The 23,855-nt window shown below is 41.4% G+C and carries 28 protein-coding genes, 3 pseudogenes and 1 other annotated feature; of the genes and pseudogenes, 24 read left to right on the top strand and 7 right to left on the bottom strand.

The window, feature by feature from the left end; translation table 11 throughout:
- Positions 1 to 256: 256 nt before the first annotated feature.
- From J2S25_RS13600 to J2S25_RS13585, 4 genes are read left to right on the top strand one after another with little or no spacing between them, the layout of a single operon-like run.
- The gene (locus tag J2S25_RS13600) at positions 257 to 388 is read left to right on the top strand and encodes a hypothetical protein (protein ID WP_307192145.1); all 132 of its coding nucleotides are present in this window, start codon (positions 257 to 259) and stop codon (positions 386 to 388) included.
- A 28-nt stretch (positions 389 to 416) separates the two neighbouring features.
- A complete protein-coding gene (locus J2S25_RS13595; RefSeq protein ID WP_307192144.1) occupies positions 417 to 701 on the top strand; it encodes a hemolysin XhlA family protein in 285 nt (94 codons plus the stop codon).
- Position 702: 1 nt separating this feature from the next.
- The gene (locus tag J2S25_RS13590) at positions 703 to 957 is read left to right on the top strand and encodes a phage holin (protein ID WP_307192143.1); all 255 of its coding nucleotides are present in this window, start codon (positions 703 to 705) and stop codon (positions 955 to 957) included.
- Positions 958 to 977: 20 nt separating this feature from the next.
- Entirely contained in the window at positions 978 to 1,682 is a 705-nt protein-coding gene (locus tag J2S25_RS13585) for an N-acetylmuramoyl-L-alanine amidase (protein WP_307192142.1), read from the top strand.
- Positions 1,683 to 1,737: 55 nt separating this feature from the next.
- Here the strand turns inward: J2S25_RS13585 and J2S25_RS13580 are convergent, their stop codons facing one another.
- The 5 genes from J2S25_RS13580 to J2S25_RS13560 form a co-directional block, all read right to left on the bottom strand.
- Complete coding sequence (locus J2S25_RS13580) at positions 1,738 to 2,496, bottom strand: DUF308 domain-containing protein (protein ID WP_307192141.1); 759 nt, start codon at positions 2,494 to 2,496, stop codon at positions 1,738 to 1,740.
- A gap of 63 nt (positions 2,497 to 2,559) precedes the next feature.
- A complete protein-coding gene (locus tag J2S25_RS13575) occupies positions 2,560 to 2,694 on the bottom strand; it encodes a helix-turn-helix domain-containing protein (RefSeq protein WP_307192140.1) in 135 nt (44 codons plus the stop codon).
- Between the two features lie 206 nt (positions 2,695 to 2,900).
- Positions 2,901 to 3,293 carry a hypothetical protein gene (locus J2S25_RS13570; protein ID WP_307192139.1) on the bottom strand — a complete coding sequence of 131 codons (393 nt, stop codon included), beginning with the start codon at positions 3,291 to 3,293 and terminating at the stop codon, positions 2,901 to 2,903.
- Positions 3,294 to 3,300: 7 nt separating this feature from the next.
- The gene (locus tag J2S25_RS13565; protein ID WP_307192138.1) at positions 3,301 to 3,981 is read right to left on the bottom strand and encodes a helix-turn-helix domain-containing protein; all 681 of its coding nucleotides are present in this window, start codon (positions 3,979 to 3,981) and stop codon (positions 3,301 to 3,303) included.
- The gene (locus J2S25_RS13560; protein WP_307192137.1) at positions 3,974 to 4,570 is read right to left on the bottom strand and encodes a hypothetical protein; all 597 of its coding nucleotides are present in this window, start codon (positions 4,568 to 4,570) and stop codon (positions 3,974 to 3,976) included. Before J2S25_RS13560 ends, J2S25_RS13565 begins: the two co-directional genes overlap by 8 nt.
- A gap of 180 nt (positions 4,571 to 4,750) precedes the next feature.
- Between J2S25_RS13560 and J2S25_RS13555 the strand changes: the two are divergent.
- From J2S25_RS13555 to pheA, 20 genes and pseudogenes are all read left to right on the top strand, one after another.
- Positions 4,751 to 4,855, top strand: a pseudogene (locus J2S25_RS13555) (JAB domain-containing protein); the annotation flags it as partial.
- A 560-nt stretch (positions 4,856 to 5,415) separates the two neighbouring features.
- On the top strand, positions 5,416 to 7,065 hold the full coding sequence (locus tag J2S25_RS13550; RefSeq protein WP_084221774.1) for a reverse transcriptase domain-containing protein: 1,650 nt from the start codon (positions 5,416 to 5,418) through the stop codon (positions 7,063 to 7,065).
- 73 nt (positions 7,066 to 7,138) lie between these two features.
- Positions 7,139 to 7,252, top strand: coding sequence for a JAB domain-containing protein (locus J2S25_RS20020; protein WP_336623593.1), 114 nt, complete (start codon positions 7,139 to 7,141; stop codon positions 7,250 to 7,252).
- Between the two features lie 624 nt (positions 7,253 to 7,876).
- Positions 7,877 to 9,522 (top strand): annotated as a pseudogene (locus J2S25_RS13545) (reverse transcriptase/maturase family protein).
- Between the two features lie 79 nt (positions 9,523 to 9,601).
- A pseudogene (locus J2S25_RS13540) lies at positions 9,602 to 9,742 on the top strand (JAB domain-containing protein); the annotation flags it as partial.
- Positions 9,743 to 9,902: 160 nt separating this feature from the next.
- Positions 9,903 to 10,925 (top strand): rod shape-determining protein, encoded by a 1,023-nt coding sequence (locus J2S25_RS13535; RefSeq protein WP_044392964.1) that lies wholly within the window; start codon positions 9,903 to 9,905, stop codon positions 10,923 to 10,925.
- A 74-nt stretch (positions 10,926 to 10,999) separates the two neighbouring features.
- Entirely contained in the window at positions 11,000 to 11,890 is an 891-nt protein-coding gene (gene mreC, locus J2S25_RS13530; RefSeq protein WP_044392962.1) for a rod shape-determining protein MreC, read from the top strand.
- Positions 11,887 to 12,405 carry a rod shape-determining protein MreD gene (gene mreD, locus J2S25_RS13525; protein ID WP_044392960.1) on the top strand — a complete coding sequence of 173 codons (519 nt, stop codon included), beginning with the start codon at positions 11,887 to 11,889 and terminating at the stop codon, positions 12,403 to 12,405. Before mreC ends, mreD begins: the two co-directional genes overlap by 4 nt.
- Before the next feature lie 274 nt (positions 12,406 to 12,679).
- Positions 12,680 to 13,360: a septum site-determining protein MinC gene (gene minC / locus J2S25_RS13520; RefSeq protein WP_044392958.1), complete on the top strand. Its 681-nt coding sequence runs from the start codon at positions 12,680 to 12,682 to the stop codon at positions 13,358 to 13,360.
- Positions 13,361 to 13,362: 2 nt separating this feature from the next.
- Positions 13,363 to 14,166 carry a septum site-determining protein MinD gene (gene minD / locus J2S25_RS13515; protein WP_044392956.1) on the top strand — a complete coding sequence of 268 codons (804 nt, stop codon included), beginning with the start codon at positions 13,363 to 13,365 and terminating at the stop codon, positions 14,164 to 14,166.
- A gap of 185 nt (positions 14,167 to 14,351) precedes the next feature.
- Positions 14,352 to 15,128 (top strand): M23 family metallopeptidase, encoded by a 777-nt coding sequence (locus tag J2S25_RS13510; protein WP_307192136.1) that lies wholly within the window; start codon positions 14,352 to 14,354, stop codon positions 15,126 to 15,128.
- Entirely contained in the window at positions 15,121 to 15,987 is an 867-nt protein-coding gene (locus tag J2S25_RS13505; RefSeq protein WP_307192135.1) for a M50 family metallopeptidase, read from the top strand. Before J2S25_RS13510 ends, J2S25_RS13505 begins: the two co-directional genes overlap by 8 nt.
- Positions 15,988 to 16,000: 13 nt before the next feature.
- Complete coding sequence (locus J2S25_RS13500) at positions 16,001 to 17,512, top strand: Rne/Rng family ribonuclease (protein ID WP_307192134.1); 1,512 nt, start codon at positions 16,001 to 16,003, stop codon at positions 17,510 to 17,512.
- 74 nt (positions 17,513 to 17,586) lie between these two features.
- Positions 17,587 to 17,666, top strand: a sequence feature (ribosomal protein L21 leader region).
- 15 nt (positions 17,667 to 17,681) lie between these two features.
- Positions 17,682 to 17,990 (top strand): 50S ribosomal protein L21, encoded by a 309-nt coding sequence (rplU, locus tag J2S25_RS13495; protein WP_044392950.1) that lies wholly within the window; start codon positions 17,682 to 17,684, stop codon positions 17,988 to 17,990.
- A gap of 16 nt (positions 17,991 to 18,006) precedes the next feature.
- Entirely contained in the window at positions 18,007 to 18,339 is a 333-nt protein-coding gene (locus tag J2S25_RS13490) for a ribosomal-processing cysteine protease Prp (protein ID WP_307192133.1), read from the top strand.
- Between the two features lie 12 nt (positions 18,340 to 18,351).
- Positions 18,352 to 18,642, top strand: coding sequence for a 50S ribosomal protein L27 (gene rpmA, locus J2S25_RS13485; protein ID WP_044392948.1), 291 nt, complete (start codon positions 18,352 to 18,354; stop codon positions 18,640 to 18,642).
- A 142-nt stretch (positions 18,643 to 18,784) separates the two neighbouring features.
- Positions 18,785 to 19,324: a Spo0B C-terminal domain-containing protein gene (locus J2S25_RS13480; protein ID WP_307192132.1), complete on the top strand. Its 540-nt coding sequence runs from the start codon at positions 18,785 to 18,787 to the stop codon at positions 19,322 to 19,324.
- A 48-nt stretch (positions 19,325 to 19,372) separates the two neighbouring features.
- A complete protein-coding gene (obgE, locus tag J2S25_RS13475) occupies positions 19,373 to 20,665 on the top strand; it encodes a GTPase ObgE (protein WP_307192131.1) in 1,293 nt (430 codons plus the stop codon).
- Positions 20,666 to 20,758: 93 nt separating this feature from the next.
- A complete protein-coding gene (thrR, locus tag J2S25_RS13470; RefSeq protein ID WP_044392942.1) occupies positions 20,759 to 21,211 on the top strand; it encodes a transcriptional regulator ThrR in 453 nt (150 codons plus the stop codon).
- Positions 21,212 to 21,232: 21 nt separating this feature from the next.
- Positions 21,233 to 22,075, top strand: coding sequence for a prephenate dehydratase (gene pheA / locus J2S25_RS13465; RefSeq protein WP_307192130.1), 843 nt, complete (start codon positions 21,233 to 21,235; stop codon positions 22,073 to 22,075).
- 32 nt (positions 22,076 to 22,107) lie between these two features.
- Here the strand turns inward: pheA and J2S25_RS13460 are convergent, their stop codons facing one another.
- Both J2S25_RS13460 and J2S25_RS13455 read right to left on the bottom strand, forming a co-directional pair.
- On the bottom strand, positions 22,108 to 22,647 hold the full coding sequence (locus tag J2S25_RS13460) for a transcription repressor NadR (RefSeq protein WP_307192129.1): 540 nt from the start codon (positions 22,645 to 22,647) through the stop codon (positions 22,108 to 22,110).
- 38 nt (positions 22,648 to 22,685) lie between these two features.
- Positions 22,686 to 23,843, bottom strand: a complete 1,158-nt coding sequence (locus J2S25_RS13455; protein WP_044392936.1) for an IscS subfamily cysteine desulfurase — start codon at positions 23,841 to 23,843, stop codon at positions 22,686 to 22,688.
- Positions 23,844 to 23,855 lie beyond the last annotated feature (12 nt).

Genomic DNA, 23,855 nt, shown 5'->3' with positions numbered 1-23,855 from the left:
GGAAAATGCTTCCTTTTTATTTTTGGACAGTATATCCGTCAGTTTTAGGACAATTAATATCGTCAAGTTTTGGACATTATAAAACGTCATTAACAAGAAATGACAAATGAGTAGATTATATCCGTTTATTTTAAATATGTGGATAATGGGTAAAGATGAGATTTATGTTAATAACGCAGCAGTGAAAGGGTATATCACCGAAGAAGAAAAAATAACAATTTTAGCAACTCCAAAATTGTAAGAAAGAAGGAATAAAATGTCATCAGAGTTATACACAGAGTTATTGCGATTGATTGAACAACAAGGACAGCTCATTACAAAATTAACAAACGAGAATACGGAACAGGAAAATATGATTAATGCATTGTTAAGTGATGAAATTAGATAAAATTTGTACTACAGATAGGGGGAACACAATGGAATTGGAGGAAGCAACCGTGGATATATTTAAGCAGACCGTCCAAAATGACATTGCATATCTCAAAAAAACAGATAAGGATTTAAAAACGGAAATAGAAGTTATTAAGCAGACGGTGGCATTTCACGATCGTGACATTCGCGATATAAAAGAAACGCTGAAAGAAATCAAAGAAGATACAAAATGGTTGCGACGATCGATCACCAATGCATTAATTGTGTCCTTAATCACAGGGGCAGTAGTAATTTTTTATGCGGCTTTAAAATCACAAGGAGGCGTTTAATATGAATAATTTTGACAAAGGCACAGTCATTCGGACGGTGCTTCTTTTTGTTGCACTGCTTAATCAGGTTTTGATTGCATTTGGCAAGGCGCCGGTAAGCCTGAACGAACAGCAAATCGGCGACTGGTATATGGTTATATCCACATTAGTAACAGGCGTAATTGCGGCATGGTCATGGTTTAAAAATAACTATATTACCAAAAAGGGTCAGCTACAAAAAGAAGCATTACTAGCAAAAGGATTAACCAAAAAATAAAAGCTGAAAGGATGAAAAAAATGAAAATCATGTTAGATGCAGGTCATGGATATAATACTCAAGGGAAACGCAGTCCAGATGGGATGAGAGAATATGAATTTAACCGTGCTGTGGCGAATTATGCAAAATCGGTGCTCGACGGCTATGAAAATACAACCGTATACTTTGCACACTCCGATAGCGCAGACGTACCACTCGTTACCAGGACAAATCGGGCAAATGAGTTAAAGGTTGATGTCTTTGTCTCCATCCATGCCAATGCATTTGGCGCAGGTGGATGGGATAGTGCAAGTGGTATTGAGACATTTGTCTACACATCAAAGCCAAAAGAGGCATACGATCTCGCCATTAAGGTGCAAAATAATCTCCTGCGAGCTAGCGGGTTGCCGAACAGGGGCGTCAAGACAGCTAATTTCCACGTTTTACGTGAGACACATATGACAGCGATTTTAGCCGAATGCGGATTTATGACAAACAAAACCGATCAAAGTAAGCTTAAATCAGAGTCATACCGCAAATCGGCTGCACAGGCCATTGTGGACGCACTGGTGGCTCAGTATGGATTAAAACGCAAACCAGCACCTAAACAACAGCCAAAACCTGTTACGGCATCAGGTAAGCTTTACAAAGTACAAGTCGGTGCGTTTAGCGACCGTAATAATGCAGATAAGCTAGCATCCGAATTAAAAAGCAAAGGGTATGCGACATTTGTGGTACAGGAATAAATTTAAGCCCCGCTCCTATTCGAGTGGGGCTTTTTATTATTTATTTAACGGATTTCTATTTCTTTCCTACGAATGCTTGATGAACAAAATTCACGATATCTGAGACTGTATAAATATTATCAGTATTAAAGTTATCAAAATTAATTTTATCGATTGTATCTTTACTATAATCTAAGTCTATTACTTTGCTCTCTTCTGCGTTACCATATTGATCTACCATTGAATAGGAAACGACAATATTAATATTATTAAATGCAACTCCCGTTGTCTTTATTGCTTTCAGAGTATCTTTTATGTCCAACTGTACACCTGTTATGGTCATATTCTCTGTAAAATTTTCGTCACCTTTGAAATTAACAAGAATATTACCTGTCTCTTGATCAAAAGTTAATTTAGTGATTTTATCACCTTCGCGGTTTGATTCTTTACCAAGTGCTTTTGTAACTGCCTGTTTTAATTTATAATCAGGGGTTTCTTGTTCAGCTTTTTTCTTAGCTTCTTCCTCTGCCTTGGCCTTGGATTCGGCTTCTTCCTTAGCCTTTTTGTCTGTTTCTGCTTTCTCGTTAGCTGCTATTTGTTCGGGCGTTAATTCCGGTTCTTTTTCTTTTTCTTTTTCTTTTTCTGCTTGTCTTGGTTCAGAAGCAGTTTCTGTAGATGATGGTATAGATAAACCAATTATCATGAGAACGAAACCAGATGCTAATGCACCAATGAATTTTTTCTTAGTAAAACTTTTTTTAATTAAGGATACTACTAAGTAAACTAAAGATCCCACAAACAATAAAAATCCAATTATAAATAGAGCTATATCCATTTATTATTCCTCCCTATATTTACATATACATTCCCAATACTAATGCCATGATCAATAATTTTTTTATTCTTCTTCCTCCCAAGTATAAAATTCGTCTACCTTCCTGTCCAGATGATAAGCCAGTTTAAATAAGTCCTCCACAGATGGAGCGTGCTTCCCGGTCATCCAGCCGGAAAACGTATTCCTGTGAACTCGCATGATTTCGTCTCTTATATACGCTGGCTTATACGGACAAGTTTCAATAATTTTTCGAAAGTTACTTTTAAGCATCTACATCACCATCTTATTAATTCGACATCGCTTGTATGATTCCTTTCACAATTTAATTATAAATTTTTTCACACGTGGACAGGCAAGTAACCGTATAATTAAAATTGGATAAAGACGACCCTCTATATGAGGGTCTATTTATTATTCTTTCTCCATATGCATCCACAACTTTTTGTATTACCACTCACAAGATTTGACCCATCAACTACAGTAGTATTACCGCAGTCACACACGCATTCCCAAAAAGAGTGACCGGCATTCTGTTTTTCTTGTGATCGCTTAATAACGGTTAGTTTTCCAAATCGTTTTCCTGTTAAATCATTTAAATTTGCTTTAGATACATTTTCCGGCTTGATACAGCCACAAGACTTTGTATTCCCACTTCGCAAACTCTCCATTCGTGCGGTAATCGTATTTCCGCAATCACATTGGCAGAGATAGCGTCTCTTTGTACCTATTTGAGTAACTTCTTTTATTGCTACCAAAGAGCCATAACGCTCTCTGGTAATATCAATTTTTTTACCCATCTACTTATTAATAAACCAATTTAAAGTCGTTATAATCGATGTTGTCGAATTTATTATCTTTGATAAATTGTTCTTCGTCAAAACCGATTAAATTCAATGCTTCGTCTACTGTCATGCTCCGGTTTGTGATGATTTCGCCTACCAGGATGTCTTCGTAATAGATTTCCATTTTCTTTTCACCCTCATTTTTCCTAAAATGAAATTGTTTTCGTTCCTGCAAAAGTTCGTGATTAACTACCACAAGTTCATTATTTTGATAATAAGCGATTATATCACCAAATTTTTTGGCAAAAGATTCGATATCATCTGATTCCCAATCCTCTTTGCCAACCCATTCTTCAATCTCGACATTTTCAGAATCTAAGTATTCCGCTAGTACGCCGCTAGTTACCTCCATAAAAGTTCCATTAGCCAATACGATAGCATCATACGCATTATTTGTTACCAAAAATCCATTTTTCATGTTCTTTACCTCCAATTTTGTTTTATCGAGCACCCAAGTTTTTCCGATTTTTTTGGATTTAATCATTTTTCTTGCACAAAGATTTTTTACATAACCGGTGGAATAGTTAAGAATTTTAGCTGCTTCATCGACCCCAATGATATTATTAAGATCATTTTGCTGTGTGTAATAAGCATGCAAGTATTTTACATCCAATGGCTCATTGGTAAATTCATCATCATCCATTTCGGATAACCTCATTTCTGTTTAAGATTTTTAATGCTTTTTGATACGCTTCTTTGCTAACTTTTGATGGTATATATCCTTCTCCACCTTCATTATATAAATCGTTATATTGTTTTCTCCATGATTTAATTTGAGTATTGCTCATAAGATTATCGATGCCTTCTTTTTCAGATTGTGCCACAACCGCTTCCGCTTCTGCAATTTCTTCTTTTTGTTGCTTTTCTTCTTCTGTTTCAACGTTAAATTCTTTCGCTAGTTCGGCTGTCATTTCTTTTATTGCTTCGTTGATTAGGTTTCCGGATTCTTCTCCTTCGGTTATAGCTTTGTCGCCAACCATTGTATATTTTTTTGTTGGATTAAGATTAGCTTTTTTAAAAAGTCTTACATTTCTTTCGTATTCCAAAACTTCAGCAGAATAACTAGAACATACAACTTTACCGTTTACTACGATTTCAACTTTAGCTGTGTCAATTACTTCTTCCATTCCTAAATCCCAACCATCAGAATATTTTTTTTGGGTAAACATCGTAACAGTTACTTTTGCGATTCCTTTTCCAAACTTAACTTCTTTCACTAACGATTTTCTCATTTTAATTACCTCCTATTAATGTGCGTCACCGCATCTTTTGTATATATACAATATACCATGTGCGTCATCGCATGTCAACATACGTACAAAAGTTTTTTATATTTATTTTTTTAAAAAAAGCCAAGTGTCATTTTGACCACTTGACCACACAAACAATAAATATTTTGTATTTATATAAAGTTTAGATGCCTGTATTTAAATACCAAAAATCAAGTAATCCACAAGCAGACCATTTTCATCGGAAGCCTTAACGCTTCGATCGTTCATCCTAGAGAGGTAGTGCGCCCATAAGGGCATTTAGAAAATCTGCTTTAGCAAAGCAGTAGGGAAATATCACACTCAAAGCCCTATCATCAGTCAACTTATCCGCGAGGGAAACGGAACGGGGAGTGTAGCATGTTGACAAAGCCATAAGTTGCCTAGTTACCAGGGTACGACTGAATGGCGAGATGAAAATTCATAGACAAGGATGAAAGCTGAATTGCCTGAATGATAGCTCAAGGAGGACCACGGGGACCTTCAGCGGGAGGTAGCGACACACGCTGTATGAAGTATGCATGCTCCTTATATACTTCGAGGAACATGAAGTGATACTACTTCGTCCAACTTCTATATGGAAGGAAGAGCGAAAGTCACATCCGAAACTATGAAATGCTATGTTTCTAAATGTCTAAATGGGGATTGCCTAAGTTGGAATGCCAAACAAAAGGCTATGACAAATGTGTCTAAATATCCAATATGGCAACGGAGCTCTCGTAGTAGTCCGAGATAGGGAAAGCCTATTACATGGCGAAGGAGAGTAGTTTATCAGTTTAATACAAAATTGGAAAGGAGCGAGAGGCTCTATGAGAAATCCAAAAGTAGTGTTAAACAGTCTAACTTCTAAAGCACAAAACGATACGTATATCTTCGAAAGATTGTATCGAAATCTATATAATATCGAGTTCTATCTAGAAGCCTATGCCAAACTTCACCCTAATAAAGGGAGCAACACAAAAGGTGTTAACAATGACATAATCGATGGTATGAGTTTAGAAAGAATCGAGCGTTTAATCGAAAAACTAAAGGAACAATCGTATCAACCACATCCAGCACGCAGAACATATCTCCCAAAGAAAAACAGTAAAACACGACCTTTTGGTATTCCGACTTTTGAGGATAAACTAGTGCAAGAGGTTGTTCGGCGAATTTTAGAAAGTATCTACGAACCTCAATTTTTAAATCATTCACATGGTTTTCGACCAAATCGTAGCTGTCACACTGCCTTAAAAGAAATACGCAATACTTTTACGGGTACGAGATGGTTTATTGAAGGGGACATAAAAGGTTTCTTTGATAACATCGACCATCATGTATTAGTTGGACTTTTACGAAAGCGCATTAGGGATGAAAAATTAATTAATTTAATTTGGAAATTCTTAAGAGCAGGTTATGTAGAAGATTGGACTTTTCATAAAACCTACAGCGGGACACCACAAGGTGGAATCATTAGTCCGTTACTTTCAAATATTTATTTGCATGAATTAGATAAATATGCTGAAGGATATGCGGAATCCTTTAAGAAAGGTGAAAAACGTAGGGATAATCTTGTTTATCATAACCTAGCATTAAAAATTAACCACTGTAAAAGTAAAAATAAACGTGATTGGGAGCGACTAACCAAAGAAGAAAAAGCTGAAAGGCTTGGAGAATTAAAAGCTCTGTACAAAAAACTGCAAAGCTATGATAGCAAAGACCTTTTTGACCCAAACTATCGTCGAATGAAATATGTAAGGTACGCGGATGGTTTTATGATCGGTGTCATTGGTAGTAAAAGGGAAGCTGAACAAATCAAAATAGATGTAACAGAGTACCTTGCCGAAAAGCTCAAATTGGAATTAAGTGCTGAGAAAACGTTGATAACACATAGTGAGAAAAACGCTAGATTTTTAGGATACGATATACGAGTAGTAAGAGATTGGCACAGACTGAAAATGTCAAATGGCACAAAGAAACGAAAGTGTACCTATCAAACAAAACTATTCGTTCCTCATGAAAAATACATCAAAAAACTCATCGATTTAGGTGCATTGAAAATTGGCAGTAACAATGGCTGGAAACCTGTTCATCGTCCCTATCTAGTGCATGATGATGACCTTGAAATTCTTCGTACGTATAATGCGGAGATTGTCGGATTATATAATTACTATCGCCTAGCAAGTAATGCTTATGTCCTTCAGTCTTTTAGGCAAACAATGAAATACAGCATGATTAAAACGTATGCCAATAAATACAAAAGTACCGTTAGTAAAATCATTGCAAAATTTAAAATTAACGGGAAATTAGGGATACGTTATATAACGAAGGATGGTCCTGAAATTGCCTTTTTTACGGAACAACGAATGGAAAAGAACTCGGAAATCAAAAAACAGTCAATGGATATAATCGAAAATACAATCGTTTGCGGTGGCAGTATGAAATGCCACCATGACTTACACAATGGAAAGTTAGATTGATAAATGGAAAGCCGTATACTCTGAGAGGAGTACGTACGGTTTGGAGGGAAGTGCTTGGAAACCTACTTAAGTAATTAAGCAAGGCGCTGGGTACTTACCCTACTACAAAGAGGCGGTTCGCAGGTCGGCTGCTTCCGTCATTTGCGTCCATAATCATCCATCAGGAGTGCGCCTGCAAGGTGCGTAATTTTAGTGGTTTCTCAGAAATCTAGAACTCCTTACAGTGTTCTATGGTCAGCATCTTACCTTAAGGGGAAACCCACAGAGGGAAAAGAGCATGATGTGAAAAGGAGAAAAGACGGCAAATCTATCGAACGTCGAGTCAGTTCTTCAGACCAAGTGATGTACGGTAAAAGCTATACTGCTTGAATCCTAGACGAATGAGCGATGGGTGCGCCACTGTCTACGATAGATAATAGGCAATGAGGACAAAATGGGAGACGTATCTCCAGAGCGTCTATTGGAAATCTCTTTCCTGTCCATAGTAAGGTTTGTCCTTCAATCCTCAAACTAGAGGAAACCGTCAAAAGGGATACCTAACCATCACGTATCTAAAATTATGTCATAATGCAGGGATTACCTAAGTGCAAATGCCATTTGGCTATTAGACATTAGTCTATGAAATAGACATTGGTCTATGAAATAGACATTAGTCTATGAAATAGACATTGGTCTATGAAATAGACCTTGGTCTATGAAAATTGCATATGGTAACGGAGTCTCCATAGTACCCAACGTTTGCTTGTAATGAGTTTAGCAGGGGGAAGGGAGACAGGTTGATGTTAACGTCAATGAGAAAGGAGTCATGAATATGGCAACAAATCCATTTCATCAGTTGGACGTTATAAGGAATGCTTCTCAAAAAGGAAACATCATTACGGATTGTTATCGTCTCATGTATAACAAAGAATTGTGGATGAAAGCATATGCAAAACTATATCCGAATGCTGCGAATCTAACAAAAGGAACGTCTGAAGTAATAATCGATGGTTTAAGTTTGCAAAAGATGGATGAAACCATTGAAAAACTCAAAAATGGGACGTTTCGCTTTGCACCTGTAAGAAGAGTTTGTATTCCAAAGGCAAATGGTAAAAAGAGACAGGTAGGAGTTCCCAACTTTAAAGATAAGTTAGTACAGGAAGTAATGAGGATGATATTGGCAAACGTCTACGAACCTATCCTCTCCAATCATTCACATGGATTCAGAGAGGGACGAAGTTGTCATACAGCATTGTCCCAAATTAAAAACACGTGGAAAGGGTTAACATGGTGTATTGAAGGAGACTTAAAAGGCTGCTTCGACCATATGGACCATTCTGTACTAGTAAATCTTATTTCTAAAAGAATCGATGACCATCGTTTTCTTCTACTTATTCACAATGCACTTACAAGTGGTGTCATCGAAACTAGCACATATCATAATACCGACAGCGGTACACCACAGGCCGGTAGGATCTCCCCTCTATTAGCCAATATCTATCTTCATGAATTCGACCTTTTTGTGGAAAAGCAAATGGAGAATTTCGATAAAATAACGGACCCTATGGATAAGATCGATCAGAGAATGAAATATGTCCGTTATGCAGATATCTTTGTAATAGGGATAGCAGGTTGCAAAGATAGTGCGATCAATGTGAAGGGATGGATAAAGGATTTCCTTGAACAAAAACTCCACCTTGAATTAAGGGAAGAAAAAGCACTTATTACTCACTTGGAAAATCCAATTCCTTTTCTTGGATACGAATTTCGTAAATGGGATGAAAGGAAGGGAACCAGGGTCTCGTATAAAAGCCATAAACAACCAATGAGAAAGACAACTCTTTCAGGAGCAATTAAGTTGGAAATTCCAGAAAAGAAAATCAAGGATTTTGCCATTGCAAACGGATATGGGAATCTAGACAATTTTAAAAGTATGCATCGAGCCAATCTTATGAACCATTCCGAATTAGAAATTTTGTATACCTACAACGCTGAACTAAGAGGAATTGCCAATTACTACAAGCTGGCAAATAATTATCACCATCTCGATAAGTTATTTTACCTAGCAGAAAGTAGTTTCCTCAAAACCATTGCTAAAAAACGAAGAAGTACATCTAGGAAGGTCGCCTCAAGCATGAGAACACACAAACAAGGAGCTTTATGTTTAGTTAGAAAAGATAAACATGGCAACGATAAACTCCATCAGTTGGTGAAGCTCAAAGACATGCCTAAACATCATGGGGCAATCAAAGTGGATGAGTATGAGATTTACAATAGAACAGACTTTAAAAAACGTTTATTAGCAAAAGCGTGTGGTACAATAGAAGGTCAGAAGGGTCCATCACATTAAATCAAACTTAACCGGGACAAATAATGATTCAACGGAACCGAAAGACAATTGTCCTTGTGTTTAAGTGCGATCATGACCACGATGAGAAGCATATTCCGATTAGTCAATTGGCGAGCCGTATACGCTGAAAGGTGTACGTACGGTTCTGAGGGGGGGAGTGTGAAATCTGCTTGCGTGACCAAGTAAGGCGCATGCTCTCTACCCTACGATCCAACCCCGAGCAGGGAAGATATCGAGGTTACCAAACGGCTTAGTGAGTCAGGGAAAATTGTTGGAATTGAATTGCTAGACCATTTGATTATTGGAGAAAATAAATATATAAGCTTGAAGGAAAAAGGGTATGTATGATACTAGGATTTTGATAAACGTTACGTTATAATTTAATTTATGATTTTTGCGGACGAGCATAAGCCTTTTCCGGAAATTTTGACTAGGAACATTCAACTAATTTTAGGATAGATTGCCTGTTCTTTTATTGCATTTTTTGTTAAGAAAGGGAGATACAACAATGTTTGGGATTGGAACAAGAGACCTGGGAATCGACCTTGGTACTGCGAATACACTTGTTTTTGTAAAAGGAAAAGGGATTGTTTTAAGAGAGCCGTCCGTTGTGGCTCTGCAGACAGATACTAAAAATATCGTTGCGGTTGGAAATGACGCGAAAAATATGATTGGACGTACGCCTGGAAATGTAGTCGCATTAAGGCCAATGAAGGACGGCGTCATTGCGGATTATGAAACAACCGCGACAATGATGAAGTACTATATTAAGCAGGCGACGAAAAACAAAAGTTGGTTTGCTGGCAAGCCTTATGTCATGATCTGTGTTCCATCTGGCATCACTGCGGTAGAAGAGCGCGCTGTAATCGACGCGACGCGACAGGCTGGCGCAAGGGACGCTTTCACGATTGAGGAACCGTTTGCCGCGGCAATCGGTGCTAACCTTCCGGTTTGGGAACCAACAGGAAGTATGGTAGTCGATATTGGAGGCGGAACAACAGAGGTTGCCATCATTTCTCTCGGCGGCATTGTAACATCACAGTCAATCCGGATTGCCGGAGACGAAATGGATGAAGCCATCATTAATTACATCCGCAAAACGTACAATCTGATGATCGGAGAAAGAACGTCAGAAGCAATCAAGATGGAAATTGGTTCAGCAGGCAACGCGGAAGGAATTGCAAATATGGACATTCGCGGCCGGGATTTGCTGACCGGTTTGCCGAAAACGATTGAAATCACTGCGGAAGAAATCGCCAAAGCGCTACGTGATACGGTCTATGCAATTGTCGATGCAGTCAAGCTGACGCTGGAAAAAACTCCGCCGGAACTTGCCTCCGATATTATGGATCGTGGGATTGTCTTAACAGGAGGAGGCGCGCTGCTGCGCAACCTCGATAAAGTCATCGGCGAAGAAACGAAGATGCCAGTGTTGATTGCTGAAGATCCACTGGATTGTGTCGCCGCCGGAACAGGCAAGGCATTGGATCATATCGATTTATTCAAGAACAAAGCAAGAGAATCAAGATAATCAACAAGGGAAGCGGAATTCATCCACTTCCCTCAACTACTGTCATCCATATTTTTAGATAAGAGGTGTGAATCATGCCACAGTTCTTTTTTAATAAACGCCTGATAATGCTGTTAGTAAGCATTATTGTCCTCGTGGCATTGATTGGGTTTTCTTTAAGGGAAAGAGAACGATTGACATGGCCGGAGCAGTTTGTCAAAGACTCGACCAGCTGGGTGCAATCCATTGTATCCAGGCCGGCTAATTATGCTGCAGGCATCATTGAAAACCTTCAAGACTTGCAAAATACATATCAAGAAAATAAAGAATTGAAGAAACGCGTCGATGACATTGCCCGACTGGAAGCGAAGGTATACTCCCTTGAAAAGGAAAACGGGGAGCTTCAGGAGATTTTAGGTAAAAAAGAGTCACTTGCAGACTATGAACCAATCCAGGCGGTCAGAATTGCCAGAAGCCCTGAAAGATGGAATGAATTGATTATCATCAATAAAGGTGCGACCAATGGCGTGGAAAAAAATATGGCTGTCATCACGGCGAAAGGGCTGATTGGGAAGGTAAAGAACACGACGCCATTTTCAGCCACAGTCCAATTGATCAGCTCGATTGACCCGACAAATCGAATTTCGGCCATTCTTCAAGCTGATAAGCCGCTATACGGTACCATTGAAGGATACGACAAGAAAAAAGAGCTTCTGTTACTGAAAGGGCTGCCGTTCGATGCCAAGATTGAGAAAGGACAAAACGTCGTTACGACAGGAATGGGCGGCATTTTTCCAAAGGACCTGCCAATTGGCAAGGTTGTCGATGTTGTCCCTGATCAATTTGGCCTTAACCAAACAGCCTATATAAAACCGCAAGCGGATTTATATGATTTGGAACATGTCATGGTTGTCAAGAAATCCATGATCTCTGTAGACATCGAGGAAAGCTTGAAAGATAGCAAAAGTCAGGAGGGCGGCAAATGATCCGTCTCCTGCTCCCTGCGCTTTTCGTTTTCTTATTTATTCTGGAGAGTTTATTTGTCGAGCTGCTGCCTGCTGAATTATTTCATAGCGATCGTATTCTTGTGCCGCATTTCCTGATGGCTGGGATATTGTTTTTGACCGCATATTTAAGTCCCAAGCACGGAATTCTGTATGGATTCATTTTCGGACTGCTGTTTGATCTTGTCTACACAGAAATCATCGGGATATACTTGTTCATGTTCCCAGTCATTGCTTATTTGTTCGCACACATGATCAAAATCCTTCAAACGAATGTACTCGTTGTTTCGATCCTGACTCTTTTCGGGATCGCATTATTGGAACTCGGAGTCTATGAAATGATGTTGTTAATAAACATTACCGATTTGGACTTTTTGACCTATGTTAAAATAAGACTAGTTCCGACGATAATTTTGAATCTGGCTTTTATCATTCTTGCTGCTTATCCGTTTAAAAAGCAATTCGAAACCATCGCAGACAGACTTAGTCATGATTAATGTACCTGCACGATCTTCAAAAAGGGTGCAAAGGTTTTTTTGACAAAGCATTTGCGGATAGAAATAAAGGAAATTAGCGGACAATTGTCGAATTCCTTGCAGATAACCATGCAAAATTATTGTGAAGTTTTTACAAGTTTTTCTTTAAAACTTAGATTAGTGTTTAGCCCAGCGCCCAGTTACTCGGAAGGCTTTCGTTCGACTAATAAATTCCCCGCAGCAGCACAAAATGTAGTTGGCGGGCAACGCTTTTCGTTTGAGGTGAACATCCGGTATGAAGAAAACACAAAATGTGATAATTAAAGGAACAAAAGATGGTCTTACGCTCCATTTGGATGACATTTGCTCTTATGATGATTTAAAACAAGAAGTAGAGCGAAAATTATCCAGTTCCACTCTTTTCCAGGAGGAGCAACAGTTGCTTTCTGTTAAGGTAAAGGTTGGGAATAGATTCCTTACTAACGAACAGGAAGAAGAGCTGAAAGATTTGATCCGGCAAAAGCGGAATTTGATCGTTGAGGACATTGAAACGAACGTCATTTCCAGGAAAGAAGCTGAAAAACGTTGCCGGGAAACGGAAATTGTTCCTGTTGCCAAGGTGATTCGATCGGGTCAGGTACTAGAAATTGCGGGAGACTTGCTGCTCATTGGCGATGTGAATCCAGGTGGAACAGTAAGGGCTACCGGAAATATTTTTGTGATGGGTTATTTAAGAGGAATAGCACATGCTGGTTCTGCTGGGAATGCGGAGGCGGTGATCGCTGCATCTGTAATGAAGCCTTCCCAGTTAAGAATCAGCAACTGCATTAACCGGGCTCCCGACGAGATGCCAGAGAACGAGAGTCGTTCAATGGAATGTGCGTACATATCAGAATCACAACAAATCGCCGTTGATAGATTGCAAGTTTTAATGAAAAAAAGACCTAATTTAACTAGATTCGAAGGAGGCCTTTAAAAGTGGGAGAAGCGATTGTAGTTACATCCGGAAAAGGCGGGGTCGGTAAAACGACCACTTCTGCCAATATAGGTACAGCTTTGGCTCTGCAAGGCAAAAGAGTCTGTCTCGTTGACACAGATATTGGCTTGCGTAACCTAGACGTAGTGATGGGACTTGAAAACCGCATTATTTATGATCTTGTTGATGTCATTGAGGGAAGATGCAAAATCCATCAGGCACTTGTAAAAGATAAGCGCTTCGATGATCACCTTTATTTGCTTCCGGCTGCCCAGACGAGCGACAAAACAGCAGTTCAACCTGAACAAATGAGGAAATTGGTCAATGAACTGAAGCAGGATTATGATTATATCATTATCGACTGTCCTGCAGGAATTGAGCAAGGCTACAAAAATGCAGTTGCCGGTGCAGACAAGGCAATCGTTGTCACTACACCGGAGACTTCCGCTGTAAGAGATGCTGACAGAATTATCGGCTTGCTGGAAAAAGAAGAAAATGTGGAATCGCCAAAATTGGTAATCAACAGAATCCGCAGCCATATGATGAAAAATGGCGATATGCTCGATATTGATGAAATTACCACACATTTATCGATCGATTTGATCGGAATTGTTTTGGATGACGATGAAGTTATCAAAGCGTCCAATCACGGCGAGCCAATTGTGCTGAACCCAAACAGCAAAGCTTCCATCGCTTACAGAAACATTGCCCGAAGAATACTTGGCGAATCCGTTCCGTTGCAGCTGCTCGATACAGAGAGCAAGGGCGTCTTTTCGAAGATTAAAAAATTCTTTGGTGTGCGCTAAACAAAGCACCTGCTTCTTGTCTATGACGGGAAAGCAGGTGCTTTGTTTTTTTTATAGAATAAGAAGGAATAAATTTCTTCTGTAAACCTAGCCATTTTGGTACTATGCCCCGAAATTGTCATACTCTAGTCGGACAGGTCATAGAATTGTACTAATATGGAGTACAAGGGGTTAGGTGGGATGAAATGAACTCGAGAGCGGACGATATACGGAGAAGGATGATGAAGCGGAAACGGGAGCGAGAAAGGGTGGAAAAGCTGGACCCTAACCGGTTATTTTCGACCGACGAAGAACGGCATGGTTTTGACAGGCTGCCATCCTATGATATTGGGCCAAATGGAGGGGGCCATCCGTTATTTAAGAAGGAAGTGTTTTTGTTCAAGGTGCTAGCATCTGCCTGTCTGGTGTTGATTGTGGCAATTATAGACCGGAGTCCTTCGGAAAAAGCGGCGCCAATCCAGCAATATGTCAAGCATACGATGGAGCAGGAGTTTCAATTTGCGGCTGTTTCAGCCTGGTATGAAGACAAATTTGGCAAGCCGCTGGCACTTCTTCCGGCTAAAAATACCGAAGCAGACAGCAGGAAGGAGATAGCTGCGGGAAGTGAATACGCTCTACCTGCTTCTGGAAAAATTCTTGAAGATTTTGGCGACAATGGACAAAGGATCACCATTGAAACAGGAAAAGGTGCAGATGTTGAGGCGATGAATGAAGGACTTGTCCATTTCGTCGGCATAAAAGACGGGTTTGGGAAAACGGTGATTGTCCAACATGGCGATAAAAGTGAAACATGGTACGGTAATCTCGACAAGATCGACGTGAAACTTTATGAATATATATCCAAAGGCACCAAGGTTGGAACGGCGATGGATAGCGAGGACGGTATGAAAGGGTCCTTTTATTTCGCGATTAAAAAAGGGAATGATTTCGTCGATCCCGTCCAGGTGATTAAGTTTGAATAAACTGTTTGAATTAGTGCGAAAACTGCAAATCCATCCGTTGCTTTGGGTTGTCATCGCGCTTGCTATTGCGACCGCGCATTTCATAGAATTGATGATGTTGCTGCTGATTATTTTTGTTCATGAAATGGGACATGTTGCTGCAGCTTCTTTTTTTTCGTGGAGAATCAAGAAAATCGCATTGTTGCCCTTTGGCGGTGTCGCAGAAGTAGATGAGCATGGGAATAGGCCGCTTAAGGAAGAGCTGATCGTTGTGCTTGCAGGGCCGTTACAGCATGTGTGGATGATGGGGCTTGCCTATTTGCTCTTCATCACAGGGACTTTCCCTGAAAAATGGCATTCGCTGTTCGTGGGCTATAATTTGATGGTCCTCGTGTTTAACCTTCTTCCGATTTGGCCGCTAGACGGCGGAAAGTTGCTGTTCATTCTCCTATCGATGAACACACCGTTTCAAAAAGCCCATCTACTTACATTATATGCTTCAGCTGGGGGTCTGCTGATTTTTTCTGGTATCCTGCTGTTCGTCGCACCACTAACCTTGAATGTATGGATCATCATTGGTTTCCTGGCAGTATCGCTTTATTTTGAATGGAAGCAGCGGCAGTTTGCGTTCATGCGCTTCCTGATGGAACGATATTACGGAAAGCGAGTTGATTTGCGCGAACTAAGACCAATCAATACTAGCGAAAATGAAATGGTCGGTCACGTGCTGCAAAGATTCCAGCGCGGCTGTAAGCATCCAATTATCGTCAAAAAACAGAACGGCGAAGAAAGAATGATAGACGAAAATGAATTGCTTCACGCTTTCTTCAGCGAAAAAATATTTACCGCTAAAATAGGAGATTTGCTTTATCCTTATTAAAATAGGATAATAAATGCAGCGTGAATGGTACTTCACGCTGCATTTTTTTTGCAGGCAGGGAGAAATGATGGACCAGTTAATCATTAATGCAAATTTAAGAGAAAAACGCTTCGCTTTGGTGAAGAATGGCGAGGTTGAAAAAATATATATCGAACAGCCAGGCCAGCAATCATTGGTCGGCAATATTTATCTTGGCATCGTAGAAAAAGTAATGCCAGGAATGAATGCTGCATTCATTCATTTTGGCGAAGGGATAAGCGGTTTCTTGCAAAAAGACCGGCTGCCCTCCTTTATACTTTCAGACGATGATAACAAGTCAAACCGCCCAATTGGAGCCTTTGTCCATCAGGGTGAAAAGCTGTTGGTGCAGGTGGAAAAGGATGCAGCAGGCAGGAAAGGTGCACGGCTGACAGGGGTTATTGAGCTTCCTGGAAAGAATATCATCTATATGCCAAACGGCAAATACATAGCAGTGTCAAAAAAAGCAGAATCCGCCCAAACCAGGGAGAAATGGCGAGAGTTTATAAGCCAGGTAAAAACATTCGAGGAGGGCATCATTTTCCGAACAGAAGGCTTGGTTCAGCCAGAGGAAATCATCATCCAGGAGCTGGAGCAGCAGCGAAGTCAGTATGCTGAATTGCTGAAAAAAGTCTCCACAATGAAAAAACCGGGACTCATTTTCAACAGAGATTATTTTTTTGAACAGGCACTATCTGCGCTTGCATCTGTCAGAAATGGTGTCGTGATAGTGGATGATCTGGCGTTCAAGAAAAAAATCGAACCTTATATTCCCGCAGCTATTGAGCTTGAATTTTATCATGAAAAACAAGCTATTTTTGCTGGCTATAACATCGAAGCGGAGATGGAGCGGCTGCTGAAACGAATTGTGTGGCTGGATAAAGGTGCCTATATGGTTATCGACCAGACCGAGGCCTTTGCGATCATCGATGTAAACACTGGCAAATTTTCCGGTAAAACCGATTTGCGGGACACAGTCATGGAAACGAATAGGAAGGCAGCGATAGAAGCGGCGCGGCAGCTGAGGCTCAGGGACATAGCCGGTATTATATTGATCGATTTTATCGATATGCAAAGCGATGACGAGCGGGACAGAGTATGGAAAACACTTCAAAAAGAATTGATCCATGATGAACGCAGAACTCGGATTGTCGGTTTCACGGAACTTGGAATTCTTCAGCTAACAAGGAAAAAGACGAAACAGTCAATGGCCGAAACACTGACAGAAGCATGCGGGACATGCGGCGGCTCGGGGCAGGTGCTAAGCTCAGAAACAATTGCTTACAGGCTTGAGCGTGAACTGTGGGAATACAAAAATTCGGACTATGAGGAAATCCTTATTGCGGCAACAGATGAAGTGATGGGACATTTTTGCGGAGACGGAGATATTCATAAATCGAGGCTTGAAACAGCACTTGGCTTTAAAATTAAATTTTCGGTGTCAACTGCGGCGAAGCCTTTTTATAAAATTCTTCAAGCTGGTGCTTCGACGACAGAACAAGATTAAATCAAAGACGATTGAATACAGGTTGACATTTATGCAAGGCATATGATAGTATTTTAATGTTATTGTTTGTAGCACCCGTGCTACAACCGCTCACAACAGGTCATTAAGCTTTGCGATCTGCAAACGCCTGCTGATGGCGAGTCTGAGTCTAATGAGGAGGTGCACTGGAATGTACGCAATTATCGAAACTGGCGGCAAGCAAGTAAAGGTAGAAGAAGGTCAAGCAATCTACATTGAAAAGCTAAACGCTGCTGAAGGCGAAATGGTAACTTTTGATAAAGTTCTTTTTGTAGGTGGCGAGAACGTTAAAGTTGGTAGCCCAGTAGTGGAAGGCGCAACTGTAACTGCTAAAGTGGAAAAGAATGGCCGACAAAAGAAAATTATCGTTTTCAAGTACAAAGCGAAAAAGAACAATCGTAAAAAGCAAGGCCATCGTCAGCCTTTCACAAAAGTTGTGATTCAACAGATCAACGCTTAATTAAAGGCGGATTGCCATGATTACTGCAACGATTACTCGTACAAAATCCGGAAGCATCCAATCGTTTACGATTAGCGGCCACGCTGGATATGCTACTAAAGGCAGCGACATTGTCTGTGCAGGGGTTTCGACCATCTCGATTGGGACAGTCAATTCCATCATTGGATTGACAGGAATCACACCGGACATTGAGCAGGGTGCAGATGGTTTTCTCCGCTGTGAAATTCCGGACAATTTGTCTGAGGATACACAGGAGAAAATTCAGCTGCTCCTCGAAAGCATGGTCATTACATTGCAATCGATGGAAAAAGAGTACGGAAAGCACATAAAATTAACCTTCAAAAAGTAGGAGGTGGAACAAATGTTAAGATTAGATCTTCAATTCTTCGCTTCTAAGAAGGGTGTAGGTTCAACTAGAAACGGACGTGACTCAATCGCAAAGCGTCTAGGCGCTAAGCGTGCAGATGGTCAATTCGTAACTGGTGGTTCTATCCTTTACCGTCAGCGCGGAACGAAAATTTACCCAGGCGTAAACGTGGGTAAAGGTGGAGATGACACTCTATTCGCTAAGGTTGACGGCGTTGTTAAATTCGAACGTCTTGGCCGCGACCGCAAGCAAGTAAGTGTTTATCCAGCAGCTCAAGAAGCGTAAGCTAAAGAGAAGCCCTAACCACTTCGGTTAGGGTTTTCTTTCTTTTCTTTAAGGTACCCTATATAATACATAATTTGCTTACGCAGAATGGCTTTTTTGTTATACTTACTTAAAGCAAGTCTCATGAGCAGGGAGAATATGTATGAAAAAAGAGTGGAATACAATTGAAGTTTTGCGTCATGAGCGCCATGACTGGATGAACAAGCTTCAATTAATTAAAGGAAATTTATCGCTGAATAAAGTGGACCGGGCTAAAGAGATCATTGAAGAAATTATCATGGAAGCCAGGCAGGATGCAAAGCTATCAAATTTACATCTTCCTCAGTTTGCCTCTACATTGTTAACCTGCAATTGGGAGTGTCACCATTTCCTACTGGAATACGAAGTCATGAACTCCCATACCTTCCACTGCATAGATGACCAGCTGTTAACGGACTGGACAGAGCAACTTTTTGAAACATTGAATTCTTCCATAGAACCATATCAGGAAAACCATCTCTCTGTCACAATTGAACCACAGGAGAAAGGAATCGGGTTCTTTTTTGATTTTAGCGGAATAATAAAGGATAAAAATCGCCTAGTAAGCTTTCTCGATCAGCAACCAGGAAAGAATCTGGAGATCATCTCGGCTGGAATGCTCGAAGGAGAACTGACAATTGAAGTTTTCATGAAAACACTCTAGGGAAACAGTAATAGCGAAAACTAAATTCAGACAGGTGGTAATGACATAATGTTTGTCGATCAAGTGAAAATTTATGTAAAAGGCGGGGACGGCGGCGATGGCATGGTCGCGTTTCGGCGTGAAAAATATGTACCGAAGGGCGGCCCGGCTGGCGGGGATGGAGGCAACGGCGCAAATGTAATTTTCCAGGTAGAGGAAGGGCTGCGTACGCTGATGGATTTCCGATACCAACGCCATTTTAAGGCACCACGCGGCGAGCATGGTATGTCTAAAAACCAGCATGGAAAAAATTCAAAGGATATGATCGTAAAGGTTCCCCCAGGGACAATCGTGTCTGATGTGGAAACGGGCGTAATTATTGCGGATTTGGTGGAGCATGGACAGCAGGCAGTCATCGCAAAGGGCGGACGCGGCGGACGTGGAAATTCACGATTCGCCACTCCTGCCAATCCGGCTCCTGAGCTTTCTGAAAAAGGGGAGCCAGGCCAGGAACGCGAAATCATGATGGAATTAAAGCTGTTGGCGGATGTAGGTTTAGTAGGTTTCCCGAGCGTTGGGAAATCGACGTTATTATCCGTAGTGTCAGCAGCTAGGCCGAAAATTGCTGAATATCACTTCACGACTATCGCTCCCAATTTGGGAATGGTTGAAACCGAGGACGGAAGAAGCTTTGTTTTGGCAGATTTGCCAGGACTGATTGAGGGAGCGCACTCCGGAGTCGGGCTTGGTCATCAGTTCCTTCGTCACATTGAACGGACAAGGGTGATCATTCACGTTATCGATATGGCAGCGACAGAAGGACGAGATCCTTACGAAGATTATTTGACCATCAATAATGAATTGAAAGAATACAATTTAAGGCTGACGGAAAGGCCGCAAGTCATTGTCGCAAATAAAATGGACATGCCGAATGCGGAAGAAAACCTCAAAGTGTTCAAAGAAAAGGTTGGGGACGAACATCTTGTTTTCCCTATCTCAGCTGTTACGAGAGAAGGTTTGCGTGAATTAATTTTTGCGGTAGCAGACCTAATTGATCAAACGCCTGAATTCCCTCTCATGGAGGAAGAAGTATTGGAAAATGATGAAACTCGAGTGATGTACAAACATGTTAAAGCAGAACAGGAATTTCAGATTACCCGTGAACCGGATGGAACATTTGTCATTTCCGGAGACAGTATTGAAAGGCTGTTCAAAATGACCGATTTTTCAAGAGATGAATCTGTCCAAAGATTTGCCCGCCAGATGCGTGGAATGGGCATTGACGATGCTCTCCGTGAAAGAGGAGCAAAAGACGGGGATACGGTCAAGTTGCTTGAATATGAATTTGAATTCGTGGAGTAGCCCTCAGGTGGTGACAGCGAGTCGGTTAACCAGGCAATGGTTAATCGGCTTTCCTCTTTCAAGTAGGCAAGCATTCTGATGGGGTGATATGAGATGAAGCAATTTCAAGATAAAAAATTCTATCTTGTTCGGGAAGATGTCCTGCCGGAAGCAATGAAAAAAACGCTTGAGGCAAAGGAAATGATTGAGCGCGGCAAGGCGGAGTCGGTTTGGGATGCAGTCCAACGGGTCGATTTAAGCAGGAGCGCATTTTACAAATACCGTGATACTGTTTTTCCGTTTCATACGATTGTAAAAGAGCGGATCATTTCGCTGTTTTTTCAGCTTGAAGACAGGTCGGGAACGCTATCGGAACTGCTGGGCACTGTAGCGAATACCGGCTGCAATGTTTTAACCATCCATCAGACGATTCCCCTGCAGGGGCGGGCGAATGTGACACTGAGCTTAAATATCACCGAAATGAGAGTGGAAATGGACGAGCTGCTCACGCGACTGAGAAAACTGGAGTTTGTTGAAAAAGTTGAAGTATTAGGAACAGGAGCTTAAAAGCAACGGGGAGGATTGAACTTGAAAATAGGATATCTTGGACCGGAAGCAACGTTTACGGACTATGCAGTCCGGCAATTGTTTCCTGAAGCGGAGCGAATTCCGTTTGTGAGTATACCAGAATGCATGGATGCTGCAACAGCAGGGGAAATTGATGCAGCAATCGTCCCATTGGAAAATTCGATTGAGGGGTCCGTTAATCTCACCATTGACTATTTAGTGCATGAAACCGACCTTCAGATTGTAGGAGAAGCGGTGGTGCCCATCAGGCAGCATCTGCTTGTTCATCCGAACCATCTCGACAAGTGGAAGGAAGTGCAATTGATTTGCAGCCATCCACACGCACTGGCACAATGCCATAAATTTTTACATAAAGAATTCAAAGGAATCCCTCTTGAGCATATGTCATCTACAGCTGCAGCGGCTAAATTTGTACAGAGCCATCCGGAACGAAACATCGCAGCAATCGCAAACAGCCTTGCTGGTGAGGAGTATGGTTTAGCTTTGGCGCAGCAAAACATCCATGACTACAGCTATAACCATACCGTATTTGCTGTGCTGGCGAAGTCAGGCGAGAGCATTTCCATCGATCCAACCGTGGAGTCCAAAACAAGCTTGATGGTTACTCTGCCTTCGGATCACGCAGGAACTTTGCATCAAGTATTATCTGCTTTCTCTTGGCGAAAGCTCAATTTGTCTAAAATCGAATCACGCCCAATGAAAACAGGGTTGGGAAAATATTTTTTCATTATTGATATTAATTTGAAAATCGATGATGTATTAATTCCTGGAGCGATTGCAGAACTAGAGGCATTAGGCTGTACGGTTAAAATGCTCGGAAGTTATTCCAGCTATAAAATTTAGAAAGATCCATCAGCGATTGATGGATCTTTTTCCTATTCTAAATCAATTAAAAAGTTCGCTTTTCTTAGCGTTTGCTCTGCTTCATCAAGCATCTTCTCCGTTGGGGCAGAAATGGTGTGCAGATGGATGCCGCCGGTTAACTCTGATAAATAAGAAGCATTGGTGGATCGTATTTTTTCGATGAATTGCTTTACTTCATAACGGTTTGAGACCATGATGGAGGCAGTTAAGTCTCCGTAAACTGGGTGTTCGATTTTTACATCTTTCACCGTAACGCCATGATCAACGAGCAGCAGAAGTTCTTCTTCCGTCCTATTAGGATCGTGAGAGCAAGCAATTGTTCGTTCTGCTCCAGTTGGCCGGGAAGCGTGCATATATAAATATCCCTGGCTTGTAGCAATGATTGGTTCATTCCTGGCTTTCAGCAGGGTAATATCTCCGACAATGACCTGCCTGCTGACATTGGCAATTGCAGCGAGCTCGCTGCCGGTAATTGGCGATTGGCTTGCCTGCAGGCGCCTCAGGATGAAATTCCTGCGTTCATCTCCAAGGATTTTGGTAGGATTGCTCATAACCGATCTCTCCTTCGACTTCTTCATTCGAAATTCTATCATAAATCGGCTTGAAGCGAAACAGTCTTGGTTTTGGAAGCGATTAACGTCAGCACTTTCCCGAGCTCGATCACATCCTCTTCCACTGTATCTCTACCGAATGAAATCCTGAAAAACCCCTTTGCCTCCTTGCCTTTGATTCCCATTGCCACCATCGATTTTGCCGGTGTTAACATGCCGGTATGGCAGGCCGTTCCGGTTGAAATCGCGAATCCCCAGCGGTTGCATTCGAGCATGACCATTTGTCCTTCCAAACCATGCAGCGACATTCCCACAATTCCCGGCAGCTGTTTTTCCCGATCCGCACCGAATATTACAAATGATCCATTTATCTCCGCAAGTGCATGGAGGAGAGCTGTCCTTAATGTTTGGAGTCTGGCTTGGTCAGTTAGAATACGAGAATATGCTTTTTGTGCCGCTGCTGTCATCGCGGCTATTCCTGGGACATTGACTGTTCCTGGCCTGAAGCCCTTTTCATGGACTGTCCCAACAATGTATGGTTTCCAGGCAAGTTTCGGATGGACATAAGCCACACCAGTTCCTTTTGGTCCGTAAAACTTATGACCGGAAATGGACAGGGCATCGACAGAACGGGCCAGAGAATCTAAGGGTATTTTTCCAAAAGTTTGTACGCAGTCCGTGTGGATCAGGATTCCTTTTTGCCTGCAATGGGTAGCGATAGTTTTTACCGGCTGAAGTGTTCCAATTTCCGGATTTCCATGCTGAATGGAAACAAGCACAGTATCAGGTCGGACAGCATGGATGAAACTTTCAACCTTGATCAATCCGTCTTTTTCCAATGGCAGGTAGGTGACCTCCCAGCCTTCCGCCTCCAGCTTTTTCATCAGGTTATAAACGGAGGAATGTTCAGCAGCACCGGTAATAAGATGATTGCCCTTTTTTGTTTTTGCCGAAAGAAGAGCGATAATTCCGAGATAGTTCGCCTCAGAACCCCCGCTTGTAAAATAAACCCCTGCTTCTTCTACTTCAAGTAGACGTGAAAATTCCTGTCTGCAACTCTCAAGAAGATTGGCAGCTGCACTGCCTGCTTCATGAAGGCTCTGGCTGTTTCCAAAGTAATCAGTCGAGGCTTTGAGATAAATATCGGCGGCATCCCGGTCAAGCGGGCAAGTTGCTGCGTAATCGAAGTATTTCATAGCGAGCTCCTC

This window comes from Mesobacillus stamsii, from assembly GCF_030814065.1.
Taxonomy (GTDB): Bacteria; Bacillota; Bacilli; order Bacillales; family Cytobacillaceae; genus Mesobacillus; species Mesobacillus stamsii.
The sequence above is the reverse complement of the archived record's forward strand: the minus strand, read 5'-3'. Positions and strand labels throughout refer to the sequence as shown.

Coding starts and splice junctions, on each gene's coding strand:
- J2S25_RS13600 (WP_307192145.1), top strand. CDS start 257: ATGTCATCAGAGTTATACACAGAGTTATTGCGATTGATTGAACAACAA.
- J2S25_RS13595 (WP_307192144.1), top strand. CDS start 417: ATGGAATTGGAGGAAGCAACCGTGGATATATTTAAGCAGACCGTCCAA.
- J2S25_RS13590 (WP_307192143.1), top strand. CDS start 703: ATGAATAATTTTGACAAAGGCACAGTCATTCGGACGGTGCTTCTTTTT.
- J2S25_RS13585 (WP_307192142.1), top strand. CDS start 978: ATGAAAATCATGTTAGATGCAGGTCATGGATATAATACTCAAGGGAAA.
- J2S25_RS13580 (WP_307192141.1), bottom strand. CDS start 2,496: ATGGATATAGCTCTATTTATAATTGGATTTTTATTGTTTGTGGGATCT.
- J2S25_RS13575 (WP_307192140.1), bottom strand. CDS start 2,694: ATGCGAGTTCACAGGAATACGTTTTCCGGCTGGATGACCGGGAAGCAC.
- J2S25_RS13570 (WP_307192139.1), bottom strand. CDS start 3,293: ATGGGTAAAAAAATTGATATTACCAGAGAGCGTTATGGCTCTTTGGTA.
- J2S25_RS13565 (WP_307192138.1), bottom strand. CDS start 3,981: ATGGATGATGATGAATTTACCAATGAGCCATTGGATGTAAAATACTTG.
- J2S25_RS13560 (WP_307192137.1), bottom strand. CDS start 4,570: ATGAGAAAATCGTTAGTGAAAGAAGTTAAGTTTGGAAAAGGAATCGCA.
- J2S25_RS13550 (WP_084221774.1), top strand. CDS start 5,416: ATGAGAAATCCAAAAGTAGTGTTAAACAGTCTAACTTCTAAAGCACAA.
- J2S25_RS13535 (WP_044392964.1), top strand. CDS start 9,903: ATGTTTGGGATTGGAACAAGAGACCTGGGAATCGACCTTGGTACTGCG.
- mreC (WP_044392962.1), top strand. CDS start 11,000: ATGCCACAGTTCTTTTTTAATAAACGCCTGATAATGCTGTTAGTAAGC.
- mreD (WP_044392960.1), top strand. CDS start 11,887: ATGATCCGTCTCCTGCTCCCTGCGCTTTTCGTTTTCTTATTTATTCTG.
- minC (WP_044392958.1), top strand. CDS start 12,680: ATGAAGAAAACACAAAATGTGATAATTAAAGGAACAAAAGATGGTCTT.
- J2S25_RS13510 (WP_307192136.1), top strand. CDS start 14,352: ATGAACTCGAGAGCGGACGATATACGGAGAAGGATGATGAAGCGGAAA.
- J2S25_RS13500 (WP_307192134.1), top strand. CDS start 16,001: ATGCAGCGTGAATGGTACTTCACGCTGCATTTTTTTTGCAGGCAGGGA.
- rplU (WP_044392950.1), top strand. CDS start 17,682: ATGTACGCAATTATCGAAACTGGCGGCAAGCAAGTAAAGGTAGAAGAA.
- J2S25_RS13490 (WP_307192133.1), top strand. CDS start 18,007: ATGATTACTGCAACGATTACTCGTACAAAATCCGGAAGCATCCAATCG.
- rpmA (WP_044392948.1), top strand. CDS start 18,352: ATGTTAAGATTAGATCTTCAATTCTTCGCTTCTAAGAAGGGTGTAGGT.
- J2S25_RS13480 (WP_307192132.1), top strand. CDS start 18,785: ATGAAAAAAGAGTGGAATACAATTGAAGTTTTGCGTCATGAGCGCCAT.
- obgE (WP_307192131.1), top strand. CDS start 19,373: ATGTTTGTCGATCAAGTGAAAATTTATGTAAAAGGCGGGGACGGCGGC.
- thrR (WP_044392942.1), top strand. CDS start 20,759: ATGAAGCAATTTCAAGATAAAAAATTCTATCTTGTTCGGGAAGATGTC.
- J2S25_RS13460 (WP_307192129.1), bottom strand. CDS start 22,647: ATGAGCAATCCTACCAAAATCCTTGGAGATGAACGCAGGAATTTCATC.
- J2S25_RS13455 (WP_044392936.1), bottom strand. CDS start 23,843: ATGAAATACTTCGATTACGCAGCAACTTGCCCGCTTGACCGGGATGCC.